This is a genomic window from Streptomyces sp. NPDC001220 (genome assembly GCF_053597895.1).
This window is the reverse complement of record NZ_JBSFJE010000003.1, coordinates 70219-86102: the sequence shown is the minus strand read 5'-3', so window position 1 is coordinate 86102 and position 15884 is coordinate 70219. Positions and strand designations below refer to the sequence as shown.

The window sequence follows — 15884 nt, the reverse complement described above, 5'->3', positions numbered from 1 at the left end:
ATGAGCCGGGTCTATCCGTTCGACGATGCGGCGACGGCCCGGGCTGTCATCGACGAGAACGGCACACTGGTCGAGTGGAACGAGGGCGCACGGCGGCTCCTCGGCCACCCGGCCGAGGATGTCGTGGGCAGGCCCGCGGCGCTGCTGCTGGCCGGGGACCCGCCGCCCGTGCCCGTGGGCATCCGCTGGGACGGCACCCTGGAACTCCGCCACCGGGACGGCCGTACGGTCCCGGTCTGGCTGGTCGCCCACCACCGCACGGCACACGACGAGCGTGCCGGACGCTGGCTCGTCTTCTCCCCGGTGACCGACGGCGCCTCGCCCGCCCCGGACGATCCGCTGGCCACGGCCGCGCTGATCCAGTCGCCGTGCGCGATCGCGGTCTACGACGGGCGACTGCGGCTGCGCCGGGTGAACGACGCGATGGCCGAGGTCATCGGGCTGCCCGAGGAGCGGATCCGGGGGCTCCGGATCACCGAGATCGGCGGCAAGCCGCAGAGCGAGGAGCTGGAGCGGAACATGCTCCGGGTGCTGACCACCGGCCGCCCGCTGGACGTCCAGACCTATATGCGCACCGGCGGCGAGGAGCGGGCGCACGCCTGGCTGGCCCGGATGGCACCGGTCACCGACGCCGCCGGACGCGTGCTGGGGGTGAGCCTGGCCGCCCACGACATCACCGAGAACTACCTGGCCAGGGAGCGGCTCCAGCTGGTCAACGAGGCGAGCGTGCGCATCGGCACCACCCTGGACGTCACCCGTACGGCGCAGGAGCTGGCGGACGTCTGCGTGCCGGCCCTCGCCGACTTCGTCACCGTCGACCTGCTGGACCCGCCGGAGAACGGCGGCGACCTCCCGACCCGGCTGACGGCGCCGGTGACGCTGCGCCGGGTCGCGCACCAGTCCGTACTGCCCGGCGTCCCCGAGGCGGTGCTCAAGCCCGGTCACAGCGAGTCCTACCCGGCCTCCTCCCCGCAGGCCGACTCGCTGACGGCGGGGCACACCATCGTGGCCCAGGTGGCGTCCGGCGAGATGACCCAGTGGCTGACCTGGCACAAGACGCGCGGAGAGCGGGTGCGCGAGTTCGGCATCCACTCCTCGATGGCCGTGCCGATCCAGGCCCGCGGCACGACGCTGGGAGTCGCGGTGCTGACCCGGCACCGCCGGGCCGACCCGTTCGGCCCGGACGACGTGCTGCTGGCCGAGGAGATCACGGCCCGGGCCGCCGTCTGCGTCGACAACGCCCGCCGCTACTCCCGCGAGCGCGAGACCGCCCTGGCCCTGCAGCGCAGCCTGCTGCCCCGGACGCTGCCGCACACCGCGGCCCTGCAGGCCGCCTCCCGCTACCTGCCGGCCGCCCGGGCCGGGGTGGGCGGCGACTGGTTCGACGTGATCCCGCTGTCCGGGCTGCGGGTCGCCATGGTCGTCGGGGACGTCGTCGGCCACGGTGTGCAGGCCTCGGCGACCATGGGCCGGCTGCGCACCGCGGTACGCACCCTGGCCGACATCGACCTGGCCCCGGACGAGCTGCTCACCCACCTCGACGACCTGGTGGTCCGGCTGTCGGAGGAGCTGGGCGGCGAGGGCAGCCCCGGTGAGCTCGGCGCGACCTGTCTGTACGCCGTCTACGACCCGGTGTCGCGGCACTGCACCATGGCCCGCGCCGGCCATCCGCCGCCCGTCGTACTGCGCCCGGGCCACCGCCTCCACGAGGTGGACCTGCCCGCCGGTCCCCCGCTGGGCCTGGGCGGGCTGCCGTTCGAGTCCACCGAGATCGAACTGCCCGAGGGCACCGTGCTGGCCATGTTCACGGACGGCCTGATCACCTCCCCGCACCGTGACCCGGACACCGGTCGCCGGCTCCTCCACGAGGCGCTGGCGGCCTACAGCGACTCGCTGGACGAGACCTGCGACCGGATCCTGCACGCCCTGCTGCCGTCGGGCGGCGCGGCCGACGACGTGGCCCTGCTGCTGGCCCGTACCCAGGGTCTGCCGCCGTCCCGGGTGGCGACCTGGGACGTCCCCGCCGACCCCGCCCTGGTCGCGCCGATCCGCAAGCAGGTGGTGGAGCAGCTGGACGTGTGGGACCTGACCATGGCCGCCTTCACGGCGGAGCTGGTGGTCAGCGAACTGGTCACCAACGCCATCCGCTACGGCGCCCGCCCCATCCGGCTCCGCCTGATCCACGACACGACCAGGCTGATCTGCGAGGTCTCCGACACCAATCACACCGCCCCGCACCTGCGCCGGGCCAAGACCTGGGACGAGGGCGGCCGGGGCCTGCTGCTGGTGGCGCAGCTGACCCAGCGCTGGGGCACCCGGCACACCGGCGAGGGCAAGACGATCTGGGCCGAGCTGTCCCTGTTCCCGGAGGACGTTCCCTAGGGAGTGCTGGTCAGGACGACCAGCTGCCGGGTGGCCCGGGTCATCGCGACATAGCGGTCGACGGCGCCCTCGACGCCCGTGCCGAAGTCCTCCGGGTCGACGAGGACGACCAGGTCGAACTCGAGCCCCTTCGACAGCTCCGGGGTGAGCGAGCGGACCCGGGATGTCGCGGTGAAGGCGGGATCGCCGATCACGCAGGCGATGCCCTCGGGGTGCGCGTCGAGCCAGCCGTCGAGGATCGGGGCCAGCCGGTCGGCGGATCCGTGGACGACGGGCAGGCCGCTGCCGCGGATCGAGGTCGGCACGTTGGCGTCCGGGAGCGCGGCCCGGATGACCGGCTCGGCCTCCGCCATGATCTCCTCGGGGGTGCGGTAGTTGATGCTGAGCGAGGCCAGGGTGATCCGGTCGAATCCGACCCGCTCCAGGCGTTCCCGCCACGACTCCGCGAACCCGTGCCTGGCCTGGGCCCGGTCCCCGACGATGGTGAAGCTCCGGGACGGGCAGCGCAGCAACAGCATCTGCCATTCGGCGTCGGTCAGTTCCTGGGCCTCGTCGACGACGATGTGCGCGAACGGGCCGGCCAGCAGGTCCGGGGTGAGGGTGGGCAGTTCGGACTCGTCGACCAGGCTGACCGCGGCGTCCTCGCCGCGCAGCATCCGCACCAGGCCCTCGCCGTCGTCCCCGTCGGCGCCGGAGTCGACGGCGGCCCCGATCAGGTTGTCGACGACCTGTGCCATGCGCTCGCGCTGGGCGGCGAGCGCGGCCTCCTGCCGCTGCCTGTGCCGGGCCGCCGCCGGGTCGCCGAGCCGCTGCCGGGCCGCGTCCAGGAGCGGCAGGTCGGACACGGTCCAGGCCTGGGCGTCGGCGCGCTGGAGCAGCCGTACGTCGTCGCGGCCGAGCCAGGGGGCGCACATCCGCAGGTAGGCGGGCACCGACCACAGGTCGCCGACCAGGTCGCCGGCCTCCAGCAGCGGCCAGGCGCCGTTCAGGGTGTCGGTCAGCTCCCTGTCCTGCTGGAGCGACCTGCGGAACCGCTCGGGCGGGACGTCTTCGCCGGTGTGCTTGTCCAGCAGGATGGTCGCGAGTTCCTCCCAGATCTGTTCACGGCCCTCGTTGTGCGGTGTGCCCGGCCCCGGCGCCCGGAACGCGTCGGCCCAGTCGTCGGCGCTCAGCCACAGGTCGCCCCAGTCGGTGGCGACCGTCATGCCCGTGGCGGGCGGCTCCTCGTAGAAGCGGACGGCCGTCTCGATCGCCCGCACCATGTCCGCGGTCGACTTCAGGCGGGCCACCTCCGGGTCGGCCTCGGGCGTCGCGGCGGCTCCCTCGTCGACGAGGTCGGCCAGGACGCAGGTCTGGACGCCCTCCTCGCCGAGGCTGGGCAGCACGTCGGAGACGTAGTTCAGGTAGGGCCGGTGCGGGCCGACGAACAGGACACCGCCCCGCCGGTGGCCGAGGCGCGGGTCGGAGTACAGGAGATGGGCGGTGCGGTGCAGGGCGACGACCGTCTTGCCGGTGCCCGGGCCGCCGTCGACCACGAGGGCGCCGCGGGATCCGGCGCGGATGATCGCGTCCTGGTCGGCCTGGATGGTGGCGAGCACGTCGCGCATCCGCTCCGACCGGTCGGCGCCGAGGCTCGCGATGAAGGCGGACTGGTCGTCGAGCGCGGCGTGCCCTTCGAGCCCGTCCGCGGTGAACACCTCGTCCCAGTAGTCGCTGATCCGGCCGTCCGTCCAGCGGTATCTGCGGCGGCTGCGCAGCCCCATCGGGCCGGCGTGGGTCGCCGCGAAGAACGGCTCGGCCGCGGGTGACCGCCAGTCGAGCAGCAGCCGGCGGCCCTCGCTGTCGGTGAGGCCCAGCCGGCCGATGTACACGGGCTCGGGGTGGTCCGCGCCCACGACGCGCCCCAGGCACAGGTCCAGGCCGAAACGGCGCAGGGTGCGCAGCCGTCCGGTCAGCCGGTGGACCTCGATGTCCCGGTCCATCGCGGCCCGGCCGGTACCGCCGGGCGCCTTGAGTTCGGTGTCGAGCCGGTCGGAAAGCTCGGCGATCGTCTCGCCGAGACACCGCGCGATGGCCGTGAAGTGCCGCTCGTCGTCGGCGATCAGGGCCGGGTCGGCCTTGCCTGACAACTGCTCGGGGAGATCGAAGACACGGGTGGTCAGGGGGTTCACTGCATCAGCTCCGTCAGGGGGCGTCGGACACGACGGCGGGTGGTACGGGCGGCTCTGCTTCCGCACGGTTCACGCGGAGACGGGCGGCGTCTCGCGGTCGGCCTCTTCGAGCAGGAGCTTCGCGGCCGTCGTCGCGCCGTCGGTGCGGATGTCGGCGGCCACGGCCGTCGCCCGGGCCCGGGTCGCGGGGGCGAGGGCGGTCGTGAGCGCGGCGGAGAGGGAGCCGGCGGTCGGGGTCGGGCCGTCGTGGGCCGCGCCGATGCCCAGCTCGGCCACCCGGGCGGCCCAGTGCGGCTGGTCCACGATCTGCGGGACGATCACCTGGGGCACGCCGGCCAGGGCGGCGGTCGTCGTGGTGCCCGCCCCGCCGTGGTGGACGACGGCGGCCACCCTGCGGAACAGCGCCTGGTGGTTGACCTCGCCGATCGCGAGGCAGTCGGCCCGGCCGTCGACGGGGGCGAGGTCGGCCCAGCCGCGTCCGACGAGCACCCGGCGGCCCTGGGCGCGCACCGCCTCGACGGCCGTCCGGGCGGCGTCCGGCGCGCCGCGCATCGCCATGCTGCCGAAGCCGACGTACACCGGCGGCTCACCGGCCGCCAGGAAGGCCGCCAGCTCGTCCGGAAGCGGGCGTTCGTCCGGCAGCAGCCACGCGCCCGTCTGCACCAGGTCGAGGTCCGTCAGGTCCTGCCACGGTCCCAGGACCGGGTCCGCCGCCAGCCACGGCCGGCCGGTGAGGACGTGGGCACGGACGTCGGCCACCGGAGGCAGCCCGATCGCCGCCCGATGGGTGTTCAGGGCCTCGCCGTACAGCGCGTCCACCCGCTCGGCGTCCACCTTCCACAGCGTCCGCAGGTCGGCGTCGGGCGGTGCCGGGCGGCCCGGGCGGCCGGCCGGCGGGAAGTGCGGGGACGGCATCCCGAACGGATGGGGGCACGCGAACACGTACCGGATGCCCAGCTTCTCGGTCACGGACCGCACACCGGCCGGCATCAGGCCGCTCGCCACCACCGCGTCGCACCCCTCGGCCGCCGCGGCGACCGCGTCGAAGTGCGCGGCGACCAGCTCGGCGGCGAGCCGGAACGCGTCCGACGGCTGCGGATCCGGCCTGGTGACCACCGAGCGCACCGACGGCCCGAACGGCACATGCGTCACGCCCGCCCGGTCCAGCAGTTCCGCGAACTCCTGGTCCGGCGGGGCACACACCCGCACCTCGGCGCCGAGTTCCCGCAGCGCCAGCGCGAGTCCCGCCATCGGTTCGACGTCCCCGCGCGACCCGTATCCCATCAACAACACACGCACGTGGTGAATCCCCCAAATACCGCTGGTCCTGGCTTCGGCCTGCGATTTTGCGGGACGAGGGGGGCCTTGCCGCAAGCCCCCCTGTGCGCTATAAGTTAAGAGTGGCGAGGAGCGACTGGACTCCTTGCCCTATTTTTTTTGCCGCTTCCGTCACGACGCGCCTGCCGTTCCCGCTCCCGGCGCGCCCGCCGCTCCCGTCACGGCGCGCTCAGCCAGGGCCGGACCTGCTTGCGCGCCTCGTGCAGCCGCGACTTCAGCGTCCCCAGCGGAATCCCGACCCGTTCGGCGACCTCGGCGTAGTCCAGCTGGCAGATGTCCCGGTAGACCAGCGGCGCGACCAGCTGCGGATGCTCCCGCTCCAGCCGGTCCAGCGCCTCCAGCAGATCGATCCGGGAGCCGGCGATCACGCTGGTGGTGCGCGGATCCACGTGCTCGGCCGGTTCGATGTCCGCCGGCTGCTCCGCCGCCCGTCGCTTCAGGTCCCGGTACTTCTGCCGGGAGCAGTTGGCGACGACCGTGTACAGCCAGGTGCTGAAGCGGCTGCGGCCCTCGAAGGTGGAGATCTTCCGGGAGATCTGGAGCAGCACGTCCTGGGCCGCCTCCTCGGCGTCTTCCCGGCACGGCAGGAACCGTGCGCAGCGTCGTACGACGTCGGGCCAGACCTCGGTCAGCAGCTGGTTCAGGGCCAGCTGGTCGCCGGCGGCGGCCCGCCGGGCGAGGTCTTCGGTCAGCGCGGCGTCCGGCACGGGAGGTCCCCCTCGAAGTCGATCTCAGGCCAGGCATGATAGTCGTATGCAACCCCTGGAGCGGATCGGCCGCTATCGCCTCGAACGGCGCCTGGGCACCGGTGCCTTCGGGACGGTCTGGCTCGCCCACGACGACCAGTTGGACGCCTCGGTGGCGGTGAAGGTGCTCGCCGACAACTGGTCCCACCGTCTCGACATCCACGACCGCTTCCTGTCCGAGGCGCGGCTGCTGCGCCGGGCCGACTCGAAGCGGGTGGTGCAGGTCTACGACATCGGCGAACTCCCCGACGGACGGCCGTACTTCGTGATGGAGTACGCCGACGCGGGCACCCTCGCCGATCTGCTCGGGGCGGGCCCGCTGCCGATCCCCGACGCACTGCTGCTGACCGCGCTGGCGGCACGCGGCGCGGCGGACCTGCACGGGGCGGGGATCGTGCACCGGGACATCAAGCCGACCAATGTGCTGCTGCGCACCGCGCAGGACGGCACCCGGCGGGTGCTGCTGGCCGACCTGGGGCTGGCGAAGAGCCTGGCGCAGGCCTCGGGGCTGACCCTGGCCGCCGGTTCGGCGGGCTACCAGCCGCCGGAGCAGGCCCAGCCGGGCGAGGGCATCGACGCCCGGGCCGACGTGTACGCGCTGGGTGCGGTGGGCTACGAGCTGGTCACCGGCACCGTGCCGGCGGCCCCCGGGCAGGTCGTCCGGCCGGAGCGGTTGCGTCCGGACCTAGGGGACGACGTCCAGCGGGCGCTGATGCGGGCCCTGGAGCCGGACCGGCAGCGGCGCTGGCCGTCCGCGCAGGCCTTCGCGGACGAGCTGGACCGGCTGGCGGCGGCCGCGGCGGCGCGCCGGCCGCGGCGCCTGGACGGCGTCCGCAGACGGCTCAACGTCATCACGCTGACGGTCGCCGCGGTCCTCGCGGCCGGGGGTACGGCCCTCGCGGTCACGCTGGTCGACCTGAACGGCTCGGCGGCCGAGGAGACGAAGGTCACCGACTCCACCGGACGGGTGGTGGCCGAGGTGCCGTCCGGGTGGGCGGGCGAGCTGCGGAACTCCGGCTGGAATCCGAAGGCGCTGGGACTGGCCTCGGGGCACGAGCCGGGGCTGGAGGTCGCCGACGACGTGTCGGAGTGGCAGGACCTCACCACGGCGGTGAACGGCGTGTTCATCGGCCTGAGCGAGCACGGCGACGTCACGGCGAAGGTCAACGCCCTGTCCCATGCGCAGTGCCACTACGACGGCAGCCGTGCGTTCACGAGCGGCACCTGGAAGGGCCGGGTCCGGACCTGGAGCGACTGTTCCGGCGCCGGCGGCTCGGTCCAGGAGGCGGCCCTCGCCCCGGCCGGCGGGGACGACCAGCCCCAGGTGTATGTGCAGGTACGGCAGAAGGGAGCCGCCGACGACACCGCCACGGACGGCATACTCCGGTCGATCCGGGTCACCTGACTCGACGAATCACGGCGTGCCCCCGAACTTTTCCGCCGTTTCTCGCATCGGATGGGAGTGACGGCGCACGGAGCGCCTCGGGCACGCCTCGCAGCGTGCCGCGAACATCCAGGAGTGTGGAGAGACATGGCGTACACGTCCCAGTCCTTGCGGCGCGGGGCGGCCCTGCTCGCGAGCACGGTCGCCGCCCTGGGCCTCCTGACCGCCTGCGGCAACGGCAGCCCGGGCAAGTCGCCGGAGTCGGTGTCGGGCACGGCCGCGCCCGCGACCGGCGACTCGGCGGGTTCGAGCGCGTCGGACACCGGTTCCGCGTCGTCCGGCACGGCATCCTCCCCGGCGTCCCAGAGCACCGGCTCGTCGACGGGCGGCGGCTCCTCGACGGGCGGCGGCACGACGACCGCCAGTGCCGCGTCCGGCAGCCGCTGTCACACCTCCGAGCTGACCGCCTCGGTGGGCGGCAACGACCCGGGGGCCGGCCAGGAGAACTTCCCGATCGTGTTCACCAACAAGTCGGGCCGCACCTGCACCGTCCGCGGCTTCCCCGGCGCGGCCTTCGTGAACGCATCCGGCACCCAGCTCGGTCCGGACCCCAAGCGGGAGTCCGGCAGCACCCCCGCGACGGTCACCCTCAAGCCCGGCCAGAGCGCCTGGGCCGGGCTGACCTTCTCCAACCCGGAGATCAGCGGCGCCAAGACGGCGACCCCGGCCGCGCTGGAGGTCACCCCGCCGGACGAGCGTGACTCGCTGAAGGTCACCTGGAAGGGCGGCACGGTCCCGGTCTCCGGGAACGCCTCCTCGGTACGGCTGACCGTGCTCAGCGCCGGCACCGGTGCCTGACCTGCCGGAACGCCGGTCGCCCGGGGCCTGATCCCCCGCACCCGGACCCCGCCGCCCACTCCCCCGGGCGGCGGGGTTCGTCATGTCCGGGCCACGACTGTCACAGGCGTGCAACACGCGCCTCCGGCTCCGATCTTTTTCGCCGGGCCGCCCATCGAACCCGTCGACCACACAGGAAGAAGGCCCCGCGAGGGGCCGGGACGACGGAATCGGGGACGGACATGAGCGGCATCTCCCGCAGGCGGATCCTGACGGCGGGCGCGACGGCGGGCGCCCTGGGTGCACTGGGCGCGGTGTCGGGGTGCTCGAACGGCGAGTGGACGGTGGGCGGCGGTTCCGCCGGCAACGGCAAGAGCAGCGGTGTACCGACCAAGCCGCTGAAGCTCATCGGGGACGGTTCCACCGCCGACACCGGCGCCCAGCCGCACCAGCCGAAGGCGACGCGCCTGGCGGCCGGCGCCAAGCCGCCGCAGTTCGTGGTGTTCTCCTGGGACGGCGCCGGCGAGCTCAGCAACCAGCTGTTCTCCCGGTTCCGCAGGGTGGCCGCCGACCACGGCGCGAAGATGACCTTCTTCCTGTCCGGCATCTACACCCTGCCCGAGGCCAAGAAGGACCTCTACCGGCCGCCGCAGCACGAGGTCGGCGCCTCCGCGATCGGTTACCTCTCCGACCGGCACATCCACAACACGCTCCAGCAGGTGCGGGCCGCCTGGCTGGAGGGCCACGAGATCGGCACCCACTTCAACGGACACTTCTGCGGCAGCGACGGCGTGCGCAACTGGTCTTCGGCCGAGTGGCGCAGCGAGATCGACCAGGCGATCGACTTCGTCACCAAGTGGAAGACGAACACCGGCTTCACCGACCTGGACCCGCTGCCGTTCGACTACCGCAAGGAGCTGATCGGCGGCCGCACCCCGTGCCTGGAGGGTCAGACCAACCTGCTGCCCACGGCGGCCGCGCTCGGCTGGAAGTACGACGCCAGCTCCCCCGGCGGCCTGCAGATCTGGCCGGGCAAGGTGCAGGGCAACCGCATCTGGGACTTCCCGCTGCAGTCCATACCGTTCTCCGGGCACTCCTTCCAGGTCCTGTCGATGGACTACAACATGATGTTCAACCAGTCGGCCGGCAACCCGCTGGGCGACAAGTCCCAGTACGACGCCTGGCGCACCCAGGCCCGCGACACCTATCTGGCCGGCTTCGAGCGGGCGTACTCCACCAACCGGGCGCCGTTCTTCATCGGCAACCACTTCGAGCGCTGGAACGGCGGCATCTACATGGACGCCGTCGAGGAGGCGATCGGCAAGATGGCCGAGTACGACGACGTGCGCTTCGTGTCGTTCAAGCAGCTGGTGGCGTGGCTGGAGGCGCAGGACCCGGCGGTGCTGCGCACCCTGCGCACCCTGAACCCGGGCCAGGAGCCGACCGGCGGATGGGCTGAGTTCCTGGGCACGGCGGGTACCCGGTCCTCGTAAACGGGTCCGTCTGCTTTCATGGGCGGGCCGCACTTGATCACGCCCCGAGGAACGCGCCCTGAACACCCCGCTCGCCGAGACCCTGTCCGTCCTGCTGCTCGCCGCCGTCCTCGCCTGGGCCGTGATCCGGCCCCGCGGCTGGCCGGAGGCGGTGCTCGCCGTACCCGCGGCGGGGGTGGTGATCGCCACCGGGGCGATCTCGCTGGACCACGCCCGGGAGGAGGCCGAACGGCTCGGGCCCGTCGTCGGTTTCCTCGCCGCCGTCCTGGTGCTCGCCCATTTCTGCGATGTGGAGGGGCTGTTCCAGGCCTGCGGGGCGTGGATGGCCCGCTGGGCGGCCGGGCGGCCGGTGCGGCTGCTGACCGCGGTGTTCGCGCTGGCCTCGGTGATCACCGCCGTGCTGAGCCTGGACGCGACGGTGGTGCTGCTGACGCCCGTGGTGTTCGCGACGGCGGCCCGGTCCGGGGTGCGGGCCAAGCCGCACGTCTACGCGTGCACGCATCTGTCGAACACCGCCTCGCTGCTGCTGCCGGTGTCCAATCTGACGAACCTGCTGGCGTTCGCGGCGAGCGGGCTGAGCTTCACCCGGTTCGCGGCGCTGATGGTGCTGCCCTGGCTGGTGGCGATCGGCGCCGAGTACCTGGTGTTCCGGCGGTTCTTCGCCCGGGACCTGTCCTCGGCGGCCCCGGGGGCGAAGGACACCGGCGAGCCGCCCCGGCTGCCGCTGTTCGCGGTGGTGACGGTGGCCTGCACGCTCGCCGGGTTCGTGGTCACCTCCGCGTTCGGGATCGACCCCGCGTGGGCCGCGTTCGCCGGCGCGCTGGTGCTCGCCGGGCGGGCGCTGGTACGACGGCGGGCGACCCCGCTGTCGGTCGTGAAGGCGGCCGCTCCGGCGTTCCTGGCGTTCGTGCTCGCGCTCGGGATCGTGGTGCGGGCGGTCGTCGACAACGGGCTGTCCGACGCCCTCGGGCATGTCCTGCCCGGCGGGACCGGGCTGCCGGCCCTGCTCGGCATCGCCGCGCTGGCCGCCGTGCTGGCGAATGTCGTCAACAACCTGCCGGCGGTGCTGGTGCTGCTGCCGCTGGCCGCGCAGACCGGGCCCGCCGCGGTGCTGGCGGTGCTGCTCGGGGTGAACATCGGCCCGAACCTCACCTACGCCGGTTCCCTGGCGACGCTGCTGTGGCGCAGGATCGTGCACCAGCACGATCACGGGGTGGACCTCGGGGAGTTCACCCGGCTGGGGCTGCTTGCCGTGCCGACCGCGCTGGCCGGTGCGGTGGTGGCACTGTGGGGGGCGCTCCAGGTGGTCGGGATCTAGAGGGAGGCCATGGACATGCGGGTGATCGTCTGGCTGGTCGAGGGGACCTGGCCCGCCTGTGTGGACGCGGCGCGTGGGTACGCGCGGGACGCGTCCGAGGTGGTGCTGCTGCACGTGACCGAGCCGGGGGTGGCCGGGCTGGCGCACGGCGCCTTCGCGGGGCTGCTGGGCCGGGCGGGTTCGGAACCGGACCCGGAACGGCGGCTGGTGGAGCTGGGCGGCACGTCGGCGGCGGAATTGCTGGACGCGGCCGAGGCACGGCTGGGGCGGCCGTGCACCCGGCTGGAGCGGACCGGGCGCGTCGAACGCGAGGTGGTGGCCGCCGCCGAGGGCGCCGGCCTGCTGATCGTGGCCCGGGACGGCGACCGGTCCCGGCTGGGGCCGCACAGCCTGGGCAAGGCGGTGCGGTTCGCCGTCGACCACGCGCCCTGCCCGGTGTTGCTGGTGTGGCCGGAGGGGGCGCCGGACCTGACGACGATCCCGCCCCCGCCTCCGCACCACCCCTGAGCCCGTACCGGCTCAGCGGCCGTGGTGACCACCACCGCCGCCACCGCCACCGCCGTAGCCGCCACCGCCCCCGTAGCCGCCGTCGCCGTACTGGCCACCGCCGTAGCAGTAGCCCGGGTACTCCTCGCACGGGTTGTAGCCGGGGGCGCTGCCCGACGGCGTGGGCTGCGCCGTCGTCCGCGACGCCGACGGGGTGGGCGTCGGCGTGGGGGTCTTCGCGGCCCTGGTCGTGGCGGTGGGCGAGGAGGACGGGGCCCGCGTCGGCGTCGGCGTGGTCTCGGCGTCCCAGTTGACGATCTGCATCTGCAGGTCGGGCTGGGAGGTGTCCATCACCCAGCGCTGGGAGGCGACGTTCGCCCGGGTCTTGACCACGAGGGAGCCGCCGCCGTCGGTGGCGGCCGGGGCGAGTGCCAGATCCTGGTCCCAGCGGGGCACCAGGGCTCCCTGGAGGGTGAAGTCGTAGCGGATGCTCCGGCCGCCGGTCCCGGAGGCGGCCGAGCACGGGGCGAGCTGGACGGAGTAGCCGAGGTGCGAGTCGAGGCACAGGCCGGGGTCGGCGCCGTTGCGCAGCAGCCCGTCGTTCTCGTACGTCCACTGCTGGCCGGGGGCCGAGGAGCACTCGGCGAGCTCGGTCTCCGCGCCCTTGGCGGGCTTCTTGCCGACCACGCCGATGCACAGGCCGGAGGCGATGTTGTGCAGGCGTCCGCGCAGGGTGCCCTGGGTGGTCTGGCTGGTGCCGATCCAGGACGGCCCCGAGCTGGCGGTGCCGGTGCCGGGCGTGGCGGAGGGCTTGCCCGAGGCGGCCGAGCCGGAGCCGTCGCCGGAGCCGAGCACCGACCACAGCACCAGGGGCAGCACGACCAGCCCGCTCACCGTGCCCACGGCCACGGTGAGGTTGCGGCGGCGCACCCGGCGGGCGGCCCGCTGCTTGGCGCGGCGGGAGAGGGCGGGATGCACCACCAGGTCCTTGCCCGACGCGGCCGTCGCCGGTCCGAAGGCCTCGCCGCCCGCGGGGTGGCCGCCGGGCGTGGCCTCCTGCTCTGCGGGCTGCTCGGTGCGGCCGGCCCGCGACTCCAGATAGGCACGGGCGCCCCAGCCGAGCACGGCCTCGGCGAGGGCGAGGCCGAGCCCGCGGCCGCCGTTGAACTGGTGGAGCTGGTCGGCGGTGTACCGGCAGTGGATGCAGCCGTTGAGGTGCTGCTGGAGGTCCCGGTCGACGTCGACGCCGCCGCGCCGGAAGGTCACGTCGATCATCCGGACGTACCGCTGGCACTCGTCCTCGTGGGCGAGTTCGCGGTGCACCTGGAGGCACTCCTCGCGCAGCCGCTCGCGGGCCCGGCCCAGTTCGACCCGCGTGTCCTGCTCGTCGAGGCCCAGCAGTCCGGCGGGTGTCGACAGCGGCTCCGACTCGACCTCGGTGTGCCACAGCACGGTCCGCGAGGACTGGGTCAGGCGCTGGAAGGCGCGGGAGAGCAGCCGCCGGTTGGCGGGCGGGAGCAGCCGGGTGGCGGCCCGCTCCCCCTTGCCGGCGCGGAGTTCGGGGTGCAGCAGTTCGCCGCGGCCGTCGTTGTCCCATTCGGCGGCGATACGGCGGACGGTGACAAGGAGTTGGGGGCGCCAGGCAGCGGTGGGGCCGGTCTGGCGGAGGGATTCACCGAAAAGCCGGGTGAATGCGGCGGTGGTGAGCATTCCCGCGCCGCGGGTCCCGTCGGTGCACAGACGGGCGTAGGTGAAGGCCGCTTCCCAGTGCCGGTCGAGGAGTTCACCGACGGGGTGCAGCGCGGGGGCGGCGCCCGTCCATTGCTTGAGCTCGGCACTGAGCTGCTCGTCGGTGACGTCGAACGGCCGGTCGGGGGTAGGGGAATTCCCCAGGCCTGCGTCATTCACGGCGGCATTCCTTCCAGACGCAACGCGGAATCTGATACATACCAGCCGGTATGTGACCGGTACACGACCCGGCCGATGCCATGATCGGATGGGCCCGTTGGGGGTTCGGCGCCCGAACGTCCGCCGTCGGCAGCTCTTTTGAAGCGTGGGGGGCGAACGGGAGCGGCCTCGCGCATGCGGGGAAAACAATTCTCCGCACGCCGACACGGCACACCTTTGCACAGGCCAGCAGGGCAGAACAAGGGATCTCGGGGTTTTGCGCATTGCCCAAAGCCTGCGCTAATTTGACGCTTCGTCAATGAGCGCGTTCAGGGTTTGTCGTTGTATCGACATCGCAATTGGCGCCAGGATTCGGGTCGGACCACCACGACCTCCGCCCCAACCATTGAACCACGGCCCGACCTGCACGAGCCGCCCGGCCGACAGTCTCCGTGAACCAATAGCCGCAGGTATTAAGGGCGTTTCACCGGAACGGTGGCCGCCGGGCGGGACACCGTGTCTTTCGCGGAAAACCCGGCAGAAATGGAACGGGCTGGGAAATCCGGACGCGGCCGCGACACGCGCGGCGGGCGAGTCGACGATGTGCGGGGCGCCCGGGCCGGCGGCGATCAGCTCCTCGGCGCGGCCTGCGCGTCCGGATCCTGGAGGGGTCGTCCGGGGAGGAGGCGCCGGCGGCGCCGGGCATGTTCTCCTTCGGGCCGCCGGGGCCCGGCGGCGGGCGCCATACCAGGACAACGCACCGCCCAAGATGCCGGGGCGGTGCGGATCGGCGAGTACAGCCGGACGTCGACCACCCGCGCCCCCCCAACCGGGCCCTCAGTGACCGGAGATGGGATGGGGGCCGTAGGACTGCTCCAGTTCCTCCAGTTCCTTGCCGCTGAGCTCCAGGTCGACGGCCGCCACCGCGTCCGCGATGTGGTTCGGCTTCGACGCTCCGATGATCGGGGCCGTCACCGTGTTCTGGTGCAGGAGCCAGGACAGGGCCACCTGGGCTCGGGGGACGCCCCGGTCGCCGGCGATGCGGGTGACCGCCTCGACGATCGCGCGGTCGCCGTCCTGGTAGAGGCGGTTGCCGAAGTTGTCGGTGGCGCTGCGCTCGGTGACCGTGCCCCAGTCGCGGGTGAGGCGGCCCCGGGCCAGCGGGCTCCACGGCAGCACGCCCACGCCCTGGTCGGCGCAGAGCGGCAGCATCTCACGCTCCTCCTCGCGGTAGAGGAGGTTGTAGTGGTTCTGCATGGAGACGAACTTGGTCCAGCCGTTGCGCTCGGCCGTGTACTGGGCCTTGGAGAACTCCCAGGCGTACATCGAACTCGCCCCGATGTAGCGTGCCTTGCCCGCCTTGACGACGTCGTGCAGCGCCTCCATCGTCTCCTCGATCGGGGTGTCGTGGTCGAAGCGGTGGATCTGGTAGAGGTCGACGTAGTCGGTGCCGAGCCGGCCGAGGCTGTGGTCGATCTCCGTGAGGATCGCCTTGCGGGACAGACCGCCGCCGTTGGGACCGGGGCGCATCCGGCCGTGCACCTTGGTGGCGAGGACGATCTCGTCGCGCTGGGCGAAGTCGCGGAGCGCCTTGCCGACGATCTCCTCGCTGGTGCCGTCCGAGTAGACGTTGGCGGTGTCGAAGAAATTGACGCCCGCCTCCAGCGCCTGCCGGATCAGCGGGCGGGACGCCTCCTCGTCGAGGGTCCACTCGTGGGTGCCGCGGTCGGGCAGGCCGTAGGTCATGCAGCCGAGGCAGATCCGGGACACGTCCAGACCGGTGCGGCCGAGCTTCACGTACTCCATCGTTGTCTCCCACCGTCGAGATCACGTCGTACAGAG

General features: G+C 73.1%; 11 protein-coding genes. 6 read left to right on the top strand and 5 right to left on the bottom strand.

All coding sequences use genetic code 11. The annotated features are described in order from the left end of the window. A complete protein-coding gene (locus ACWDGI_RS08435; protein WP_450756679.1) occupies positions 1–2382 on the top strand; it encodes a SpoIIE family protein phosphatase in 2382 nt (793 codons plus the stop codon). Here ACWDGI_RS08435 and helR read toward each other — a convergent pair. From helR to ACWDGI_RS08420, 3 genes are all read right to left on the bottom strand, one after another. Continuing rightward, positions 2379–4553: an RNA polymerase recycling motor ATPase HelR gene (helR, locus tag ACWDGI_RS08430; protein WP_450756677.1), complete on the bottom strand. Its 2175-nt coding sequence runs from the start codon at positions 4551–4553 to the stop codon at positions 2379–2381. The two genes, ACWDGI_RS08435 and helR, sit on opposite strands and share 4 nt — an antisense overlap. A 69-nt stretch (positions 4554–4622) precedes the next feature. Next, on the bottom strand, positions 4623–5852 hold the full coding sequence (locus tag ACWDGI_RS08425) for a glycosyltransferase (RefSeq protein WP_450756675.1): 1230 nt from the start codon (positions 5850–5852) through the stop codon (positions 4623–4625). A 197-nt stretch (positions 5853–6049) separates the two neighbouring features. Then, positions 6050–6598: an RNA polymerase sigma factor gene (locus ACWDGI_RS08420; protein WP_450756673.1), complete on the bottom strand. Its 549-nt coding sequence runs from the start codon at positions 6596–6598 to the stop codon at positions 6050–6052. A gap of 46 nt (positions 6599–6644) precedes the next feature. On the opposite strand from ACWDGI_RS08420, the gene ACWDGI_RS08415 reads away from it, so the two are divergent. The 5 genes from ACWDGI_RS08415 (at position 6645) to ACWDGI_RS08395 (ending at position 12176) form a co-directional block, all read left to right on the top strand. Beyond that, the gene (locus tag ACWDGI_RS08415; RefSeq protein ID WP_450756671.1) at positions 6645–8042 is read left to right on the top strand and encodes a serine/threonine-protein kinase; all 1398 of its coding nucleotides are present in this window, start codon (positions 6645–6647) and stop codon (positions 8040–8042) included. 126 nt (positions 8043–8168) lie between these two features. Beyond that, a complete protein-coding gene (locus ACWDGI_RS08410) occupies positions 8169–8879 on the top strand; it encodes a DUF4232 domain-containing protein (RefSeq protein ID WP_450756669.1) in 711 nt (236 codons plus the stop codon). 221 nt (positions 8880–9100) lie between these two features. Next, positions 9101–10351 (top strand): hypothetical protein, encoded by a 1251-nt coding sequence (locus ACWDGI_RS08405; protein WP_450756668.1) that lies wholly within the window; start codon positions 9101–9103, stop codon positions 10349–10351. Positions 10352–10409: 58 nt separating this feature from the next. After that, positions 10410–11669, top strand: a complete 1260-nt coding sequence (locus ACWDGI_RS08400; protein WP_450757451.1) for an arsenic transporter — start codon at positions 10410–10412, stop codon at positions 11667–11669. A 15-nt stretch (positions 11670–11684) separates the two neighbouring features. Next, positions 11685–12176 (top strand): universal stress protein, encoded by a 492-nt coding sequence (locus tag ACWDGI_RS08395; protein ID WP_450757449.1) that lies wholly within the window; start codon positions 11685–11687, stop codon positions 12174–12176. A 12-nt stretch (positions 12177–12188) separates the two neighbouring features. Here ACWDGI_RS08395 and ACWDGI_RS08390 read toward each other — a convergent pair whose 3' ends face one another. Both ACWDGI_RS08390 and ACWDGI_RS08385 read right to left on the bottom strand, forming a co-directional pair. Continuing rightward, positions 12189–14063, bottom strand: coding sequence for a ricin-type beta-trefoil lectin domain protein (locus tag ACWDGI_RS08390; RefSeq protein WP_450756666.1), 1875 nt, complete (start codon positions 14061–14063; stop codon positions 12189–12191). Between the two features lie 816 nt (positions 14064–14879). Beyond that, the gene (locus tag ACWDGI_RS08385; protein WP_450756664.1) at positions 14880–15848 is read right to left on the bottom strand and encodes an aldo/keto reductase; all 969 of its coding nucleotides are present in this window, start codon (positions 15846–15848) and stop codon (positions 14880–14882) included. Positions 15849–15884 lie beyond the last annotated feature (36 nt).